Source organism: Nakamurella aerolata (assembly GCF_013002705.1).
Lineage (GTDB): Bacteria > Actinomycetota > Actinomycetes > Mycobacteriales > Nakamurellaceae > Nakamurella > Nakamurella aerolata.
This window is the reverse complement of record NZ_JABEND010000009.1, coordinates 1-12,602: the sequence shown is the minus strand read 5'-3', so window position 1 is coordinate 12,602 and position 12,602 is coordinate 1. Positions and strand designations below refer to the sequence as shown.

The window sequence follows — 12,602 nt, the reverse complement described above, 5'->3', positions numbered from 1 at the left end:
CGGCGAGAACCGCTGCGGCGTAGACGATCCGCTCGCGGGTGCTCATGACCGCCGCCGCGATCCCGGCACACCACCGCCGTAGCTGTAGCCGTCGCCGTCGCCACCGCCGTCGCCACCGCCGTAGCCGTCGCCACCGCCGTCGCCGTAGCCGTAGCCGTAGCCGTCGCCGTAGCCGTCGCCGTCGCCGTCGCCGTAGCCGTCGCCGTCGCCACCGCCGTCGCCGTAGCCGTAGCCGTAGCCGTCGCCGTCGCCGTAGCCGTAGCCGTAGCCGTAGCCGTCACGGGCGGTCAGCGGCATCACAGCCATGACGACCAGTCCACGATGTCAATCGCCGCGATCTCACTCCCGGCGGGGATACGCACAGTACCCAGGTCGCGCAGCAGGGTCTTGCTCGTCGGCCCACCCAACGCCAGCTCCCCCAAACCCTTTGTTGTGCCCCAGTATTCGATCTGCTTGCACGTGGTGATGAGTGTCTGACCCCCGTCACTGGACACTAGCCCGGCGATAACCCAGCGCCGGTCCAGGATCAGGATTTTCGCCTCGGTTGCGGTGGCTTCGGTTTTCGGCACGTAGATGGTGCCGTCGATCACGATGTCAGGCATTGTCGTTGTCTCCCTTGGTGGTTGAATGGTTGATGTCAGTCTGCGACACGACGCCACTCCCCGGCGTACTCGCGCTGACCACCGATCCGATACGACCCCGGACCGATCAGCAGCGCACCGTGCTCCTGATGCGTCAGCAGCGCCTCCCGCCCCTCCGGCACCGTGAGAGTGCCGATGTGCAAGTCGGTTTCGATGGTGTCGTACAGGCAGCCTTCGCCGTGCAGAGTGTGGGTGTGCCCGCCCCGCTCGGCCTGCATCACCACCACACCCTCACGGGGCAGCGGAGTCGTGGCTTCCTTGAGCCGCAGATGCTTGGTGGACACGATGGTCACGTCACCCTGCGCGGCCACGTCGGTGACGGTCGGGATGCCGCAAGGGATTCGAGGTAGTCGGCTACCTCGCGCATGTCGGCCCTACCGCGCGTCCCGGACGGGAAGCCGGCGGCGGCAGTTCGCAGCGCATCAATGGCGTCCTGCCAGGTGCGTTCAACCACGGGGCTCAGCTCAGCGATGCGCTTGGCGTCACCGTGCCCACTCAGGAAGAGGTCCCCGATGACGCCGCCGCTACTGAGGGGTCGCTCCCCGACGAATCTGACCCGATCCTCACGCGCCTGATCACCGTGCTCGGCGCGGATCAGGTCACCCTCGCGAATCTCCGACGGGTCGATCGGGCGGGGAAACGTGTTGGTGCTCATCGCATTCCCACCTTCGCTGCGTCGATGCGAGTTGCGCACTGCGGGCACTGACGATCGAGTGGCACGATCGATCTGTCCCACTCGATGACGCTCAACCGGTCTCGGATCGGGCCGGCGTCGATCAGTGGTGACGCCGCGCCGTTGTGGTCGTATTCAATCGTCGGGCCGACCTGGATGAGCTGCGGCGCAGTGTGTTCAGTGAAGTCCGCGTAGATCGAGCCGGTCACAGAGTCGCGGTAGACGCTCATGACGCTGGCTCCGCCTCGACGTCCGACAGAGCGTCGAGCTGCTCAATGACCTGCGACGCTTGATCTTTCGTCAGCTCCTTGCTCGACGCAACGTCGATGCCGACGATGGACCGCACGTAGTCGAGCCGGTCCTCACGGTCCCGGAACCCCTTCTCGGAGAACAGCGCGTGCATCTTCTTCGACTGCGCCGCACTGATCCCAGCAGTGGCTTCCTCGACGACCTCGGCCTCGACAACCTCATGCTCGGGGGCGATGGCAGACTGCACCGCCGCGGCCAGCGGGGTACGCGGCTCCGGTTCCCGCTCGGCGATCTCGTCAAGTTCATCCGCGGACCGCACACCGTGAATGACATCGGCGAACGCGTCACGGCAAAGCTCTGTTGTGGCACGCGCTTTCAACATTGCCGTGGGGTGGTTAGTCCAGTTGCCTTTGCCCCACAATCCCGCGGTGCGGGCCCTCGCTTCGTCCCACCGCGCCTCGTACGTGAATCCTGGGTCGTCCGAGCGGATGCCCTGCGCCACGGCGGTGTCACCATCCATGAAAACCCGCAGCTTGTGCCCGGACGCCAGGACCAGAGAGCGCATGAACTCGGCGGACAGGCCGAGCTTCCCGGAGATCACCTGCGACTGCTGCATCACCTCAATGGGCGAGCGGCCCAACGACTCCGCCAAATCCATCGCCAGCAAAATGTTCGCCGGCTTCCCCTTGAACGCAGGCGGCAAAAGGTCCGCCGCGGAAAGGGTTTTCGAGTACTCAACCCGATCAGCCAGGGGTGGTGCTTGCCGGGTGGCAACCTCGGTGGTGGTCATGCGATGTCCTCTCGGTAGGCCCACTCCGGAAGATCAAGGGGCTCAATGTCTGGTGAGTAGCCCGGCCACACGCCGGTTTCGGTGCACTGCTGGTAGATGTCGAGGGCGCGGGCTACGAGGTCCCGCCCCCGCTCGATCGCGCGGACGCTCGGCTGGTACACGCCGACGAGGTACGGCGGCTCCTTCTCCTGCGCGATCAGTGCGAACTCGACATGGCCGAGCTCGGCGGCCGCGGCGGCCTCGACATACCAGGCCGCCTGGAAGTGATACCGGTACCCTGCAACGCTTTTCGCGAACGCCCCCGGGCTAGCGTCAGTCGTCGTCTTGTAGTCGGTGACCGCCGGCACCGCCAGGTCCGGGACGTGATCGAACCTGGCGCGCCGATCGACACCCCGCTCGTCGGTCCAGAACACCGACTGCTCAGCCGCACCGCTGGACAGCAACACGGAGGCGACAGGGTGACGCTTGATCGCATCGGCCATCGCCTCCACCCGGCCAGCCTCCGACCGCAGCAGCGGAATGTTCCCTGCCTCACGGGCCGCCGCCTCGTGCTCTTGCGTGGACTTCGCCCGGCGATTCTCGGCGTCAGTGCGGCTGCCATCCTTCGCAGTCACCTGCAGTATCTCGACACCCATACCCTCACCGAGCACCAGCGCGTGCGCGGCGTGCCCGAAGTCGAACTCCTTCTTCGGCGGCGCCGGATTCTCGCGGGCCCACAAGAACTTTGCGGGCACCGAGGGCGGCAGCAATAGCTTCGCCAGCGACTGCGACAGGGCTGGATGGGCGTGATACTCCGGCTCCGGCATGCCCGACTTGACGGTGGCCGTCACGCGCCCACCCCCTCGGGGATGCGCAGCTCGTCGCCGTAGCCGGCCGCCTCGATCAGCTCGACCAGCAGCTGCGCCAGCTGGATCACGGTCTGCGGCCCGACGCTGCGGTCATGGATGCGCAAATGCACAACCTCCGGCGCGTCGCTGATCCGGATGTTGAACACCGACCCCTCGTAGGAGGCGATGACCAGCGCACCATCGTCGATGTCGGTCGTGACAATCGCCATCACCGACCACCCCGCCGCGCGCGCAGAGCCTCATCGCCGGCGCGACCCCACGTGATCAGCGGACCAATCGCCAGCCCTGCGGCCACGCTCACACCTATGTAGATGCCGCAGGCCACAAGAGACCACATCCACCAGGTCATCGCGCACCTGCCCGGGTCTCGATGCGGCGGGTGATCGACTCGACGTCGGCCATCAGCCGGCGCGTGAGCCGGACCTGTGCGATCACCGGGTCCAGCTTGCGCATCGACTCGGCGGCGATCAGCGCGCCGGTCCGCGGGGTGAGCTCGTCACGGGAATGCTTGGGGGGCATCGGGTATACTCCTTCGTGTTGAGGTTGTTTGGCGCCGCCCCTGGGTCCTGTCCGGGGGCGGCGTTTTCGTTGTCAGGCGTCGGGCAGTTGGTCGTGCCACGCCTCTAGATCGCCGATCTTGATCGAGTACTTCTGGCCGATCCGCTTCGCGGGCAGCTCGCCGGCCCGGATCGCGGACTTGATGAAGTCCTCTGAGCAGTCGCACTGCTCGGCTGCGGTTTTCGCGCTGACGGCGATGCGATGGTCAGTGGCGGCTGTCATGGCCGGCCGCCAATAGCGACGTAGTCGCGCATCTGCGCAGCTCCGGACATCTGGACGTGCATGACGCACGTGGTGGCCCACGCGGACCGCTGCCGCTGATCGAGAGCTGAGGTCATGACTGACCGCCGATCGCTGGCTCGAACACGTCCGGGAGGGCGATCTGGTACTCGGCGACGCCGTGCTCGAGCAAGTACCGCTGCACGCCCTTCGGTGTGATCCGCGGCTGCGGCACGTCGAGGACAAGCTCGCCGGTCTTCGGGTGGTAGTGGGACTGCGGCAGTACCGACATGTAGCCGGCCTCGATCGCGGACTGGTACACCCGCCACTTCCCGTCGCCCTTGCCGCGGTAGATCCACCGCCGGGTCTCGAGTGCCTTGAAGAGCCGTCGCTCGCCACAGTCGGTGAGGCCGGCGCGGCACAGCTCCTTGGCAGCATCAGCGATGGAGAGGTCGCCGGAGGCGTCAAGCATCCGGTCGGCCACGATCGCTCGCGGTTTGAGCTCGGCAACCTCGGACTCGGCTTGGGCCAGCTGCGCCGCGGTGCGCTGGATAGTTGCGTCGGCAACCTTGAGCGCCTTCGCCATGAGCAACTCCGGCGTCAGCTCCGGGAGCTGCGTTTCGGCGTGGCGGGTACGGATAGCAAAGTACGCCTGCGCGGCGGCAACCTCCGGCTTACGAGGGTCGCCGTTCATAGCCACCAGGTAGGCGCCGAACCGGCTCAGGTGGAAGTTTTCGCCCATCTGGTTGGTCCGGCCGAAAGGTTCCCGGAGCCGGGAAGCTTCCACCTGCGGGTCGTGACCCTGCGCCGTCATCGATGCAATTGCGCGCTCGATTGCGTCGGCGAACCGCTCCCACTTGTCGTAGCCGAGCAACGGCATCAGATCGCGGGCGGACCAAAACTCGGTGCCGTCTGCATGGACTTGGCGGATCGCATCGAAGGGCGAAGGCCCGCTGTCGTTGCCGCAAGTGACCTCAGTCATCAGGCGCTCCTCCGGCTAGCTCGAACGGACCGATCGACATTTCCGTCCATCTTGGTCAAAAAAAGGTCATCGACGGGGCAGCCGAGCAGCTTTGCGAGAGCTAGGGCGGTCTCGCCCTGAACCGAGCGGACCTCCCCGCGGAGCAGCCGACTCACGTAGCTGTGAGACCGCCAACCCATGGCATCGGCGATATCTCGGTGACTCAGCTCCTGGATGGCCACCAGGGTCCTGAGCTTCTTGAGGTCTCGGACTTGCATCCAGAGCCTCCTTCCAAGTGTTCGGCGGAGTGTCACCACGGTAGCCCTTTCCGGTCAAAGTGTCCAGCAATCTCGATCACTTTGTACACCCCTAGTGTCCGCGTGCGCAAGCAGTCACACGGATGTAGTTCTGCAGATGGCAAATGACCTGCATAAACGCCGCCCCTTCGAAGCCGGCCTCTTGGTGTCCGCGCGTAGTGTCCAGGTCGAACCGTTCGACGTGTCCGGCCGCTTGCGCCAGCCACTCTTGCTCTCGGAGGATCGACCCATGACGACAGCGAGCAACCCGCTCGCCCGCCTGATCGACGAGACGAAGGAGGCCAATCGATGGTCGGACACTCGGATCGTTGCTCAGGCTCGAAGCGCGGGCCACCAGATGAGCAAGAGCACTATCAGTGACATCCGCACGGCCGGCGTCTCGACGATCGTTCCCGCGAAGATCCAGGCGCTGGCCGACGGACTGCAGCTGCCGATTCGCGATGTGCTCCGGGCCGCACTTGAGTCAGCTGGGCTCCCGTCGGGCGATCCTCCGCTCTCGGTTGAGCAGGCGATCCTGCGAGACGCCACCCTGCCAGTGCAGACGAAGCGTGCCCTATTGGCCATGGTGAAGGACGCTCGCCGTTGGCTCGACAGCGACTACTCGTTCATTGCTCGACATGTGCGGGGAAATCTTGATCGCGCGGCACTCGAAGCCGAACTGCCGCTGGCTGATGAAACGCGCAGCGCGGAGCACCGCAGCGCAGGCGGCGGCGAGGGCGGACCGCCCCCCATAGGTGCGGACACGACACCGCCGGGGGTGACGCAGCTCAGCCGCCGCACCAAGCAGGGCCGGCGCGGCCCGCACGAGCCCCTGGAGTCGTTCGAGGAGGAGCAGGCGCGGATCGACGCGATGGTCCGCCGGGCGCAGGACCAGGCCGCCCGCCGGGTGGACCCGGGCCGGCGGTCGCGGCCGGATCAGCAGGCGCCGGAGGACGAGGGGTGAGCGACAGGGCGGAGAATCTCCGGTGGGTGAATCACCCATCAGCCCAGCGCGAGAGCGACAGGTTACGCCGGTCGGTGACCGAACCTGCGCTCGCTCGGCTGGCCTTCGTGATGGAACGCGTCAGAAACGGCGCAACGCATCCTGGCGACGTTAAGCACCTGCGTGGCGAGATCTGCGAGGTCCGGTCAGCAACAGACGGCGTCTACCTGCGAGTCCTCTACGCCAAGGTCAAGGGCCAAGCAGTCCTACTGGCGCTGTCGTACCAAAAGAAGAAGTCCCGCACCACCCCAACGGGCTGGATCGAGACGGCCCAGGGGCGACTCAACACGTGGAGTCAGGACTGCTGACGAGGTGCCAGCGTATCGGTTTTACCGATACGCTGGGCGAGTGGAAGGAACCCGCGAGATGACCGCCTTCGACGCGCTGGGCCTCGGTGTCGATGACCCCGAGGTTCGAGACGCCGTGGAGGATGCCGAGGACTACCAGCGGTGCGTTGACGCGCTCCGCACTCTGCGGACCGACCAACGCCTCACTCAACAGGATGTCGCGCACCGGATGGGCGCCCGCTCGCAGTCGGTGGTATCTGACATCGAGAGGATGGGCAGCAACCCCCGGATCGACACGCTTCAGCGCTACGCCCGGGCCGTCGGTGCTCGCTTGCCTTTGATGCCGGCAGTTCGGAAGCCGGGATCATGCACGCCTACATCTTGGGCGACCGTCCACACTGTGGCGGTGTACATCCAGAGCGACGATGAGGACGTTCCGGACGAGGGGACCTTCATGTCGCCCATCTCGACGGGGCGCGTGGCCTACTGATGGCCGAGTGGAGCCTCACGGGGCAACTCGATCTCAAGCGCGCCGTCTTCCGACGAGTGCACGCAGAGAAGCGGTCCGACCCCGAGTTCGAGGGGAAGGTCATGACCCAGATGAACTTGGCCATCGGCACCGACGAGGCGCTCGGAGGGTTCCGATTCACATTCCTGGCCAGCACCGAATCCGCCGAGTTCGACGTGGAACTCGAGCTGCGCTACGTACTCAGGGGCGAAGACGGCGAGCAACCGTTTCCCTCAGACCCCTCGGTTCTGCGCCAGATCGCGGAGGAGGTCGGTGTGCATGACGCATGGCCGTTCATCCGAGCCAAGGTCGCGTCACTATCGGCCGACCTTCAACTCAGGCCGCCCCTGCTGCTCCCTCGGTTCGAGTTCATCGAGGACGAGGAAGCCGCCGACCAGGGCGAGGAAGCCGGCCCTCCCTCGAACGAGTGAATCTCGCGCAGCGCGCGCAACTTCTGTCCAGTTCGTCCCGAATAACACGCGTGTGATTGTCGGTGCGCGACCCGAGGCTTCGGCGCATGACCTTTCACCCCTGGCGCGAGCTGCGCCACCGCCCCGAGATCGACGTCGTCTGGCGTCCCGACCTGCCCATCGATGTGCTCGGCGTCATCGAGGGCCGCACCGTCCTGATGGACGCCGGCCAGCTGCAGCCCGAGCGGCGCTGCACCATCACCCACGAGCTGATCCACCACGAGCGCGGCGAGACCTGCGGCCGGGTCTCACCTGCCGCCGAGGCGGACGTGCGCCGGGAGGCCGCGCGGCGGCTGATCGGCCTCGACGAGTTGATCACTGCGGTGCGCTGGTCCCTCGATGTGCACGAGGTCGCCGACGCCTGCTGGGTCGACCTCGACACCGCGCTCGCCCGCCTACAGAACCTCACCCCCGCCGAGGCCACCGCGGTGCGGGACGCCGCCGAGCACCACTGGATGACCTCGTGACCGGCCACCTGCTCGCGTTCGAGGAGCGCCCCTGGCGGCATGCCGGCGCCAAAGAGGCCGCGATCCGCGACGACCTCGGCTTGTCGCCGGTCCGTTACTACCAGCAGCTGCTGGCCGAGCTCGACGACCCGGCGGCGATCGCCGCCCACCCGGCCACCGCCGCCCGGCTCCGCAGACTGATGCAGTCCCGAGCGGCCTGGCGCGCACGCCGCTGATCTGCCAATATTCGATCCATCTCGCGCCGAATCGGCGCGCTACCCCGAGGGAGAATCCCGATGCGAAAACTGTTAGCGGCCGGCGCTGCCCTGCTGACGATGCTGTTTGCGGGCTGCAGCTCTGCAGCGCCGGCGGCGCAGACGGTCACATCGACCGCCCGGACGACGATCAGCACGACGCGATTGCTGACAGTCATCTCGACGGCGACCGAGACTCCGGACACAGAGACAGTCTCTGTACCGACGACCGAACGCGTGACGGTGACCTACGACCCGGTAGCCGCATCGAAAAGCAAGGCAGCCGCATCATCGAAGGCGTCAGCGGAGGCTGCGCAGAAGAATGGCGTCGAGGGGTATCGCGCACAGATCAAGGCCGCAGGTATAGGGCCAGAAGTTGAGAGCATGACTGGTGGACTAATTGACATCAGCGACCCTCTGACTGCGTGTAAGCGGCTGCGCGCTGGCACGGAGCCGTTCGATGATCTCGGTATCACCATCGACTGGAACACCTACTGGTCGCTAGCAAAAAAGGACGAGCGCACAGCCCTGAAGCTGCTGGTCAAGAACGTGTGCCCTGAACTACAGAGCAAGCTCGATGCGGCTGAGAAGGACGTGACGCAACAGCAACAGAACGCCGGGAAGCTTGTCTACACGGTCTCCGGCGAGGGCACGGCAATGATTACCTTCACGGACGCGCAGGGTCAGATCAGCCAGCAATCCGACGCCTCCTTGCCCTGGTCAAAAGCATTGGAGGGCGTGGGTTCGGACGACTTCATCTCGGTCAGCGCTCAGCATTCGACTGGCGGCGGCAAGATCAGCTGCGCGATCGAGTACGAAGGGGAGCAGGTCACGTCGAACGAGTCGTCTGGCGACTATGCCATCGTGCAGTGCTCGAAGTAGGACCCTGACGTCCTAGCCTTCCAACCCGAGCCGCGCGGCGACCTTCTCCATGGCCTGCCGGGCGAGCTCGGTGGAGACGTGCTTCCAGGACTTACCCTCGGTGATTTTCTGGATGCAAGCGGGCGACACGCCATACTCGCGAGCGAGCGCAGGGCGACCGATACCGCCGGCGCGATAGCGAACGAGGATGTCGCGGACATCCGCCTCCTTCAGCTTCGCCTGCCTGGCGCCTTCACCGTGCGCGTGTCGACCTTTGGCGATCATGTCGGCAACGTTGATCGAGTCGTCGCCTACGAATAGGTGCACCGGGTTCACGCATGGGGGATTGTCGCATCGGTGACAGACGTGCTTGTCATCCGGAATGGGTAAGCCTAGGGCCAACTCAAGCGCGACCCTATGCGCGCTGCGGGACCCGAACGTCTTGCTCTGGATGATGCCGTAGTTGTACCGAGACCGATGACCTTGCCACTCGATACAACCTGACTCGGAAAGGTGTTTCCGAGTCGCCATGAACACTTCCGCATGAGTCATGCCGGCACGGCGGCGGCGGCGCGGTCCGAACTCCACATCGCCGACGTTCCTGGCGCGGTCGTAGTGCTGGGTGCAGAGCCCTCGGGCAATGGTTGGTTTATTGCACCCATCGACGCCACAAATAGATTGGTTCACGTTCACTCCTCATCCGAGTGGGCTATGCCCCCGGCCTGTTCCAGCAGGTGCGGGGGACCATCTGTCAACCCCAGTCTGTCGGCCACAGCCGACAATGCCTGGCGTGCCATCTCCTGGTTCGCGTGCATATACCCGCGGCTGGTGACGATCGACGAGTGGCCCAGGATCGCAGTGACTACTGACGCATCGATACCTGCGGACATCAACAAAGTCGCCGTGGTGTGGCGCGCTTCGTGTAGGTGGTAGTGGCGCCCCGCGCCGTGTCGGGCTTTCGCCCTGTCCTGCAACGCTTTCCATGCCGCGAGGTCGTCGGCGGCGACCTGCGGCCGCCCGTCGGGGCGGGGCCACACCAGCCCGTGCGGCGAGGCTGGCGCCTGCTGTCGCCAGCCGGTGAGCGCTGCGGCCATCCACGGCACCATCGGGATGATGCGCCGCCCGCGGGCGGTCTTGGGTCGGACGAGGCACAGCGAACCGTCGAGCTGCCGGTACTCGTACCCATCGGGAACGCGCAGACCTGTTGCGGGGCGGTACTTTTCGCGGTAGGGGAGTGCCTGCAGCTGCCAGGACACGTCGATGGTTCCGGCGGTGGTGTCGACGCAATCCCACGTCAGGCCCAGGCATTCGCCTTGGCGCATGCCCTGCAGTAGCGCGGCGACCCAGCGGGACCCGTCAGCCAGGTCCGCGGCGGCCTGCAGGATCGCTTTGGCGTGGTCGGGGTCGATGGCGTCGCGGTCGTTGACCGCGCGGGCAGGGGAGTCGAGGTACAGCAGCCGCTCAGGGACGCGGTGGCCATCAGCGATCGCGTCGCGGAGCATCTTGGTCAGCACAGTCTGGATGACGCGAGCCGTGGTCGAGGTCCGCCCCTCGCCGCGGATTGCCTTGTCGACGGCCCGCACGTCCGCTGGCGTGAGCTTTGCGAGCTGCTTGTGTCCGATGGTGGGGATGATCCAGTGCCGCAGGTGCGAAGCGTAGTTGCGGTGGGTGGATGGTCGGAGCCTGGACTGCTGGCGGTCGAGCCAAGTATCGGCGTAGCCCTTGACGGTGGTGCGTTCCGCTGCCTCTGGCGTGCCGTGCTGGTCAAGGTCGCGGAGCTTGTCGCGGAGCTTGCGCTTGGCCTGCGCCTCGGTCTTGGCCGAGATGGTGATTCGTCGTCGAGTGCCGGAGCGGGTGTATCCGGCGTTGATCGAGCCGATCCAGCGGCCGTCGGCGCGCTGGTAGACGCTCCCTGAACCGTATTCACGACGCATGTGCAGTCACGACCTTCTGAACGCCCAGTTGTGTAGCCATGTGTGTAGCCATTGGCAGCTATAGTAAGCCATAGTAAGCCATAGACTGCTATCCGTTTGCGCAGGTCAAAGCCTGTTTAATGGTGCCCTGAGCCTACACTTTGTGTAGCTACGGATCAGAAGGTTGGGGGTTCGAATCCCTCCGGGCGCGCTCTGGTTGAGACAGACGACGAAGGCCCCGATCAGCGGAAACGCTGAGTCGGGGCTTTCGTCGTCTTCAGTCTTCGCCGCCGTGTCGGGTCTGGTTGCTAACGGCTCGCTGCTTCGGGTCTCGCTGATATTTCCAGATAGCGTGGTCGAGGGTGGTTGACGAGATACCGAAGCCTTCGGCGACCCGCTCGACCAGCTCCGCGGCGTCGTCAGGGTGGACGCGGCGCAGGTTGATCTTCAGCGCGTCAGCCACGAAGCCGCGGATCATGCGGTCAGGTTTCACTCCCGGTACACCTGCCAGCATCAGGACATACCGCCAGGTGATGCCTGAACGCTGAGCTGTCACGTTGCACCAGGCGGTCCGTGCCTCGCCGAGTCGGTCCGCGTCCCTTGCTGCGGCTTGCATATCGCTGCGGTCGTGGATGCCCAGGCTCGACATAGCCTTCGCCGCCGCTTCGACGGCTACCGCCTTGAGTGGAGCGTCCTTCGCGGTCGAGGTCTTGTGCTGGTTCCCGATCCGCGTTGCCCATTGGAGCGGGCCGCCGAGCTGAGCGAACGTCATCAGCAGTTCCTCTGTGCCATCGCTAGCCGGATCGCCACCACGGCTTCGCCGATACTCGCTATACCGCTCGAGCACCCCGCCAACACTTCCGTATCTCACGCCCGTGGACTGGATGGAGTCGATGATCGCGAGGGCCAGGCCCTTGTTGGTTAGATCAGGTCCGATAAGAGCAGAAGGGTCTCCAAGTTTGGCCAGCACGTGCGATCTGAGCAGCTCAAGCTGTTGATCCGACAAAGACATCACGGTTCCTCCTGAGTCGAGTAAGCGACATCATGGACTGATCTCGTCAGGCAGCTCAACGTCAACCGCCGCTGCTTGGGGGTCTCCGCGGACCTCTCCACCAAGGAATTACGAAGAGCGCGGGCCGTCCCATGCCCGCAGCGAGCACATCGGTGGTATGACTCTCGGCTTCGGGGACGACGTGCGCGTAGACCCGCAGGAGGATCGATGGGTCGGCGTGCCCCAGCCAGCCGGCGACAATATTGACAGGTGCGCCAGCGAGTAGCGGCACGGTCGCGTCGATGCGGACAGTCCCCATCAAGCCGCGACGCCGGACTCACGAAAGATCGGGGCTAGGACACGTGGGCGTGTTTGCATTGCCGCGGGCTGTCCAAGATCTTGTTATGCCGGAGGTTCTACGCTTGAGAGCTTCTGATCGGGTATGGGCGATGTCACGGCTCGCTGTGGTCGGCTAACCGAGGTCGGGGACACTGGCGCTGGGGGCATTGGGGGCTCTTCACAATGGAGGGTGTAGCGCAGGTCTGATCGGCTGAGCCGGGGACCGGTTGCGGGTGGGTGTCGAGGTCTTCCGCATGATGGGGGTTCTCACACCGGCCCACCTGGAAGACCTCGA

At 65.4% G+C, this 12,602-nt stretch carries 22 protein-coding genes; 7 read left to right on the top strand and 15 right to left on the bottom strand.

Annotated features, from left to right (window positions below):
• Positions 1 to 42 precede the first annotated feature (42 nt).
• The 12 genes from HKD39_RS14575 to HKD39_RS20620 form a co-directional block, all read right to left on the bottom strand.
• Positions 43 to 306, bottom strand: a complete 264-nt coding sequence (locus HKD39_RS14575; RefSeq protein ID WP_171200621.1) for a hypothetical protein — start codon at positions 304 to 306, stop codon at positions 43 to 45.
• Positions 297 to 602, bottom strand: a complete 306-nt coding sequence (locus HKD39_RS14570) for a hypothetical protein (protein WP_171200620.1) — start codon at positions 600 to 602, stop codon at positions 297 to 299. Before HKD39_RS14570 ends, HKD39_RS14575 begins: the two co-directional genes overlap by 10 nt.
• A gap of 35 nt (positions 603 to 637) precedes the next feature.
• On the bottom strand, positions 638 to 952 hold the full coding sequence (locus tag HKD39_RS14565; protein WP_171200619.1) for a hypothetical protein: 315 nt from the start codon (positions 950 to 952) through the stop codon (positions 638 to 640).
• A complete protein-coding gene (locus HKD39_RS14560; RefSeq protein ID WP_171200618.1) occupies positions 931 to 1,296 on the bottom strand; it encodes a hypothetical protein in 366 nt (121 codons plus the stop codon). Before HKD39_RS14560 ends, HKD39_RS14565 begins: the two co-directional genes overlap by 22 nt.
• The gene (locus HKD39_RS14555; RefSeq protein ID WP_171200617.1) at positions 1,293 to 1,544 is read right to left on the bottom strand and encodes a hypothetical protein; all 252 of its coding nucleotides are present in this window, start codon (positions 1,542 to 1,544) and stop codon (positions 1,293 to 1,295) included. The genes HKD39_RS14560 and HKD39_RS14555 overlap by 4 nt, the downstream gene beginning before the upstream one ends.
• The gene (locus tag HKD39_RS14550) at positions 1,541 to 2,353 is read right to left on the bottom strand and encodes a recombinase family protein (protein ID WP_171200616.1); all 813 of its coding nucleotides are present in this window, start codon (positions 2,351 to 2,353) and stop codon (positions 1,541 to 1,543) included. The genes HKD39_RS14555 and HKD39_RS14550 overlap by 4 nt, the downstream gene beginning before the upstream one ends.
• Complete coding sequence (locus tag HKD39_RS14545) at positions 2,350 to 3,183, bottom strand: PD-(D/E)XK nuclease-like domain-containing protein (protein WP_171200615.1); 834 nt, start codon at positions 3,181 to 3,183, stop codon at positions 2,350 to 2,352. The genes HKD39_RS14550 and HKD39_RS14545 overlap by 4 nt, the downstream gene beginning before the upstream one ends.
• A complete protein-coding gene (locus HKD39_RS14540) occupies positions 3,180 to 3,410 on the bottom strand; it encodes a hypothetical protein (RefSeq protein ID WP_171200614.1) in 231 nt (76 codons plus the stop codon). Before HKD39_RS14540 ends, HKD39_RS14545 begins: the two co-directional genes overlap by 4 nt.
• Before the next feature lie 136 nt (positions 3,411 to 3,546).
• Positions 3,547 to 3,720 carry a hypothetical protein gene (locus tag HKD39_RS14535; RefSeq protein WP_171200613.1) on the bottom strand — a complete coding sequence of 58 codons (174 nt, stop codon included), beginning with the start codon at positions 3,718 to 3,720 and terminating at the stop codon, positions 3,547 to 3,549.
• Positions 3,721 to 3,792: 72 nt separating this feature from the next.
• A complete protein-coding gene (locus HKD39_RS14530; RefSeq protein ID WP_171200612.1) occupies positions 3,793 to 3,981 on the bottom strand; it encodes an excisionase family DNA-binding protein in 189 nt (62 codons plus the stop codon).
• Between the two features lie 112 nt (positions 3,982 to 4,093).
• The gene (locus tag HKD39_RS14525) at positions 4,094 to 4,960 is read right to left on the bottom strand and encodes a phage antirepressor KilAC domain-containing protein (protein ID WP_171200611.1); all 867 of its coding nucleotides are present in this window, start codon (positions 4,958 to 4,960) and stop codon (positions 4,094 to 4,096) included.
• On the bottom strand, positions 4,960 to 5,217 hold the full coding sequence (locus HKD39_RS20620) for a helix-turn-helix domain-containing protein (RefSeq protein ID WP_171200610.1): 258 nt from the start codon (positions 5,215 to 5,217) through the stop codon (positions 4,960 to 4,962). The genes HKD39_RS14525 and HKD39_RS20620 overlap by 1 nt, the downstream gene beginning before the upstream one ends.
• A 136-nt stretch (positions 5,218 to 5,353) precedes the next feature.
• Between HKD39_RS20620 and HKD39_RS14515 the strand changes: the two genes are divergently transcribed.
• The 7 genes from HKD39_RS14515 to HKD39_RS14495 all read left to right on the top strand — a co-directional run bounded on the left by HKD39_RS14515 (position 5,354) and on the right by HKD39_RS14495 (position 9,085).
• Positions 5,354 to 6,199 (top strand): hypothetical protein, encoded by an 846-nt coding sequence (locus HKD39_RS14515; protein WP_171200609.1) that lies wholly within the window; start codon positions 5,354 to 5,356, stop codon positions 6,197 to 6,199.
• A 26-nt stretch (positions 6,200 to 6,225) separates the two neighbouring features.
• On the top strand, positions 6,226 to 6,546 hold the full coding sequence (locus tag HKD39_RS14510; RefSeq protein ID WP_171200608.1) for a type II toxin-antitoxin system RelE/ParE family toxin: 321 nt from the start codon (positions 6,226 to 6,228) through the stop codon (positions 6,544 to 6,546).
• Between the two features lie 58 nt (positions 6,547 to 6,604).
• Positions 6,605 to 7,015, top strand: coding sequence for a helix-turn-helix domain-containing protein (locus HKD39_RS14505; RefSeq protein ID WP_171200607.1), 411 nt, complete (start codon positions 6,605 to 6,607; stop codon positions 7,013 to 7,015).
• The gene (locus HKD39_RS18930) at positions 7,015 to 7,464 is read left to right on the top strand and encodes a hypothetical protein (protein ID WP_212754589.1); all 450 of its coding nucleotides are present in this window, start codon (positions 7,015 to 7,017) and stop codon (positions 7,462 to 7,464) included. Before HKD39_RS14505 ends, HKD39_RS18930 begins: the two co-directional genes overlap by 1 nt.
• Before the next feature lie 86 nt (positions 7,465 to 7,550).
• Positions 7,551 to 7,970: a hypothetical protein gene (locus tag HKD39_RS18925; protein WP_212754588.1), complete on the top strand. Its 420-nt coding sequence runs from the start codon at positions 7,551 to 7,553 to the stop codon at positions 7,968 to 7,970.
• Positions 7,967 to 8,185: a DUF3263 domain-containing protein gene (locus HKD39_RS18920; RefSeq protein ID WP_212754587.1), complete on the top strand. Its 219-nt coding sequence runs from the start codon at positions 7,967 to 7,969 to the stop codon at positions 8,183 to 8,185. Before HKD39_RS18925 ends, HKD39_RS18920 begins: the two co-directional genes overlap by 4 nt.
• A 60-nt stretch (positions 8,186 to 8,245) precedes the next feature.
• A complete protein-coding gene (locus HKD39_RS14495) occupies positions 8,246 to 9,085 on the top strand; it encodes an MmpS family transport accessory protein (protein ID WP_171200606.1) in 840 nt (279 codons plus the stop codon).
• 12 nt (positions 9,086 to 9,097) lie between these two features.
• Here the strand turns inward: HKD39_RS14495 and HKD39_RS14490 are convergent, their stop codons facing one another.
• The 3 genes from HKD39_RS14490 to HKD39_RS14480 all read right to left on the bottom strand — a co-directional run bounded on the left by HKD39_RS14490 (position 9,098) and on the right by HKD39_RS14480 (position 11,989).
• Positions 9,098 to 9,751, bottom strand: coding sequence for an HNH endonuclease (locus HKD39_RS14490; protein ID WP_171200605.1), 654 nt, complete (start codon positions 9,749 to 9,751; stop codon positions 9,098 to 9,100).
• A gap of 2 nt (positions 9,752 to 9,753) precedes the next feature.
• Entirely contained in the window at positions 9,754 to 10,998 is a 1,245-nt protein-coding gene (locus HKD39_RS14485) for a tyrosine-type recombinase/integrase (protein ID WP_171200604.1), read from the bottom strand.
• A gap of 256 nt (positions 10,999 to 11,254) precedes the next feature.
• A complete protein-coding gene (locus tag HKD39_RS14480) occupies positions 11,255 to 11,989 on the bottom strand; it encodes a hypothetical protein (protein WP_171200603.1) in 735 nt (244 codons plus the stop codon).
• Positions 11,990 to 12,602: the final 613 nt, after the last annotated feature.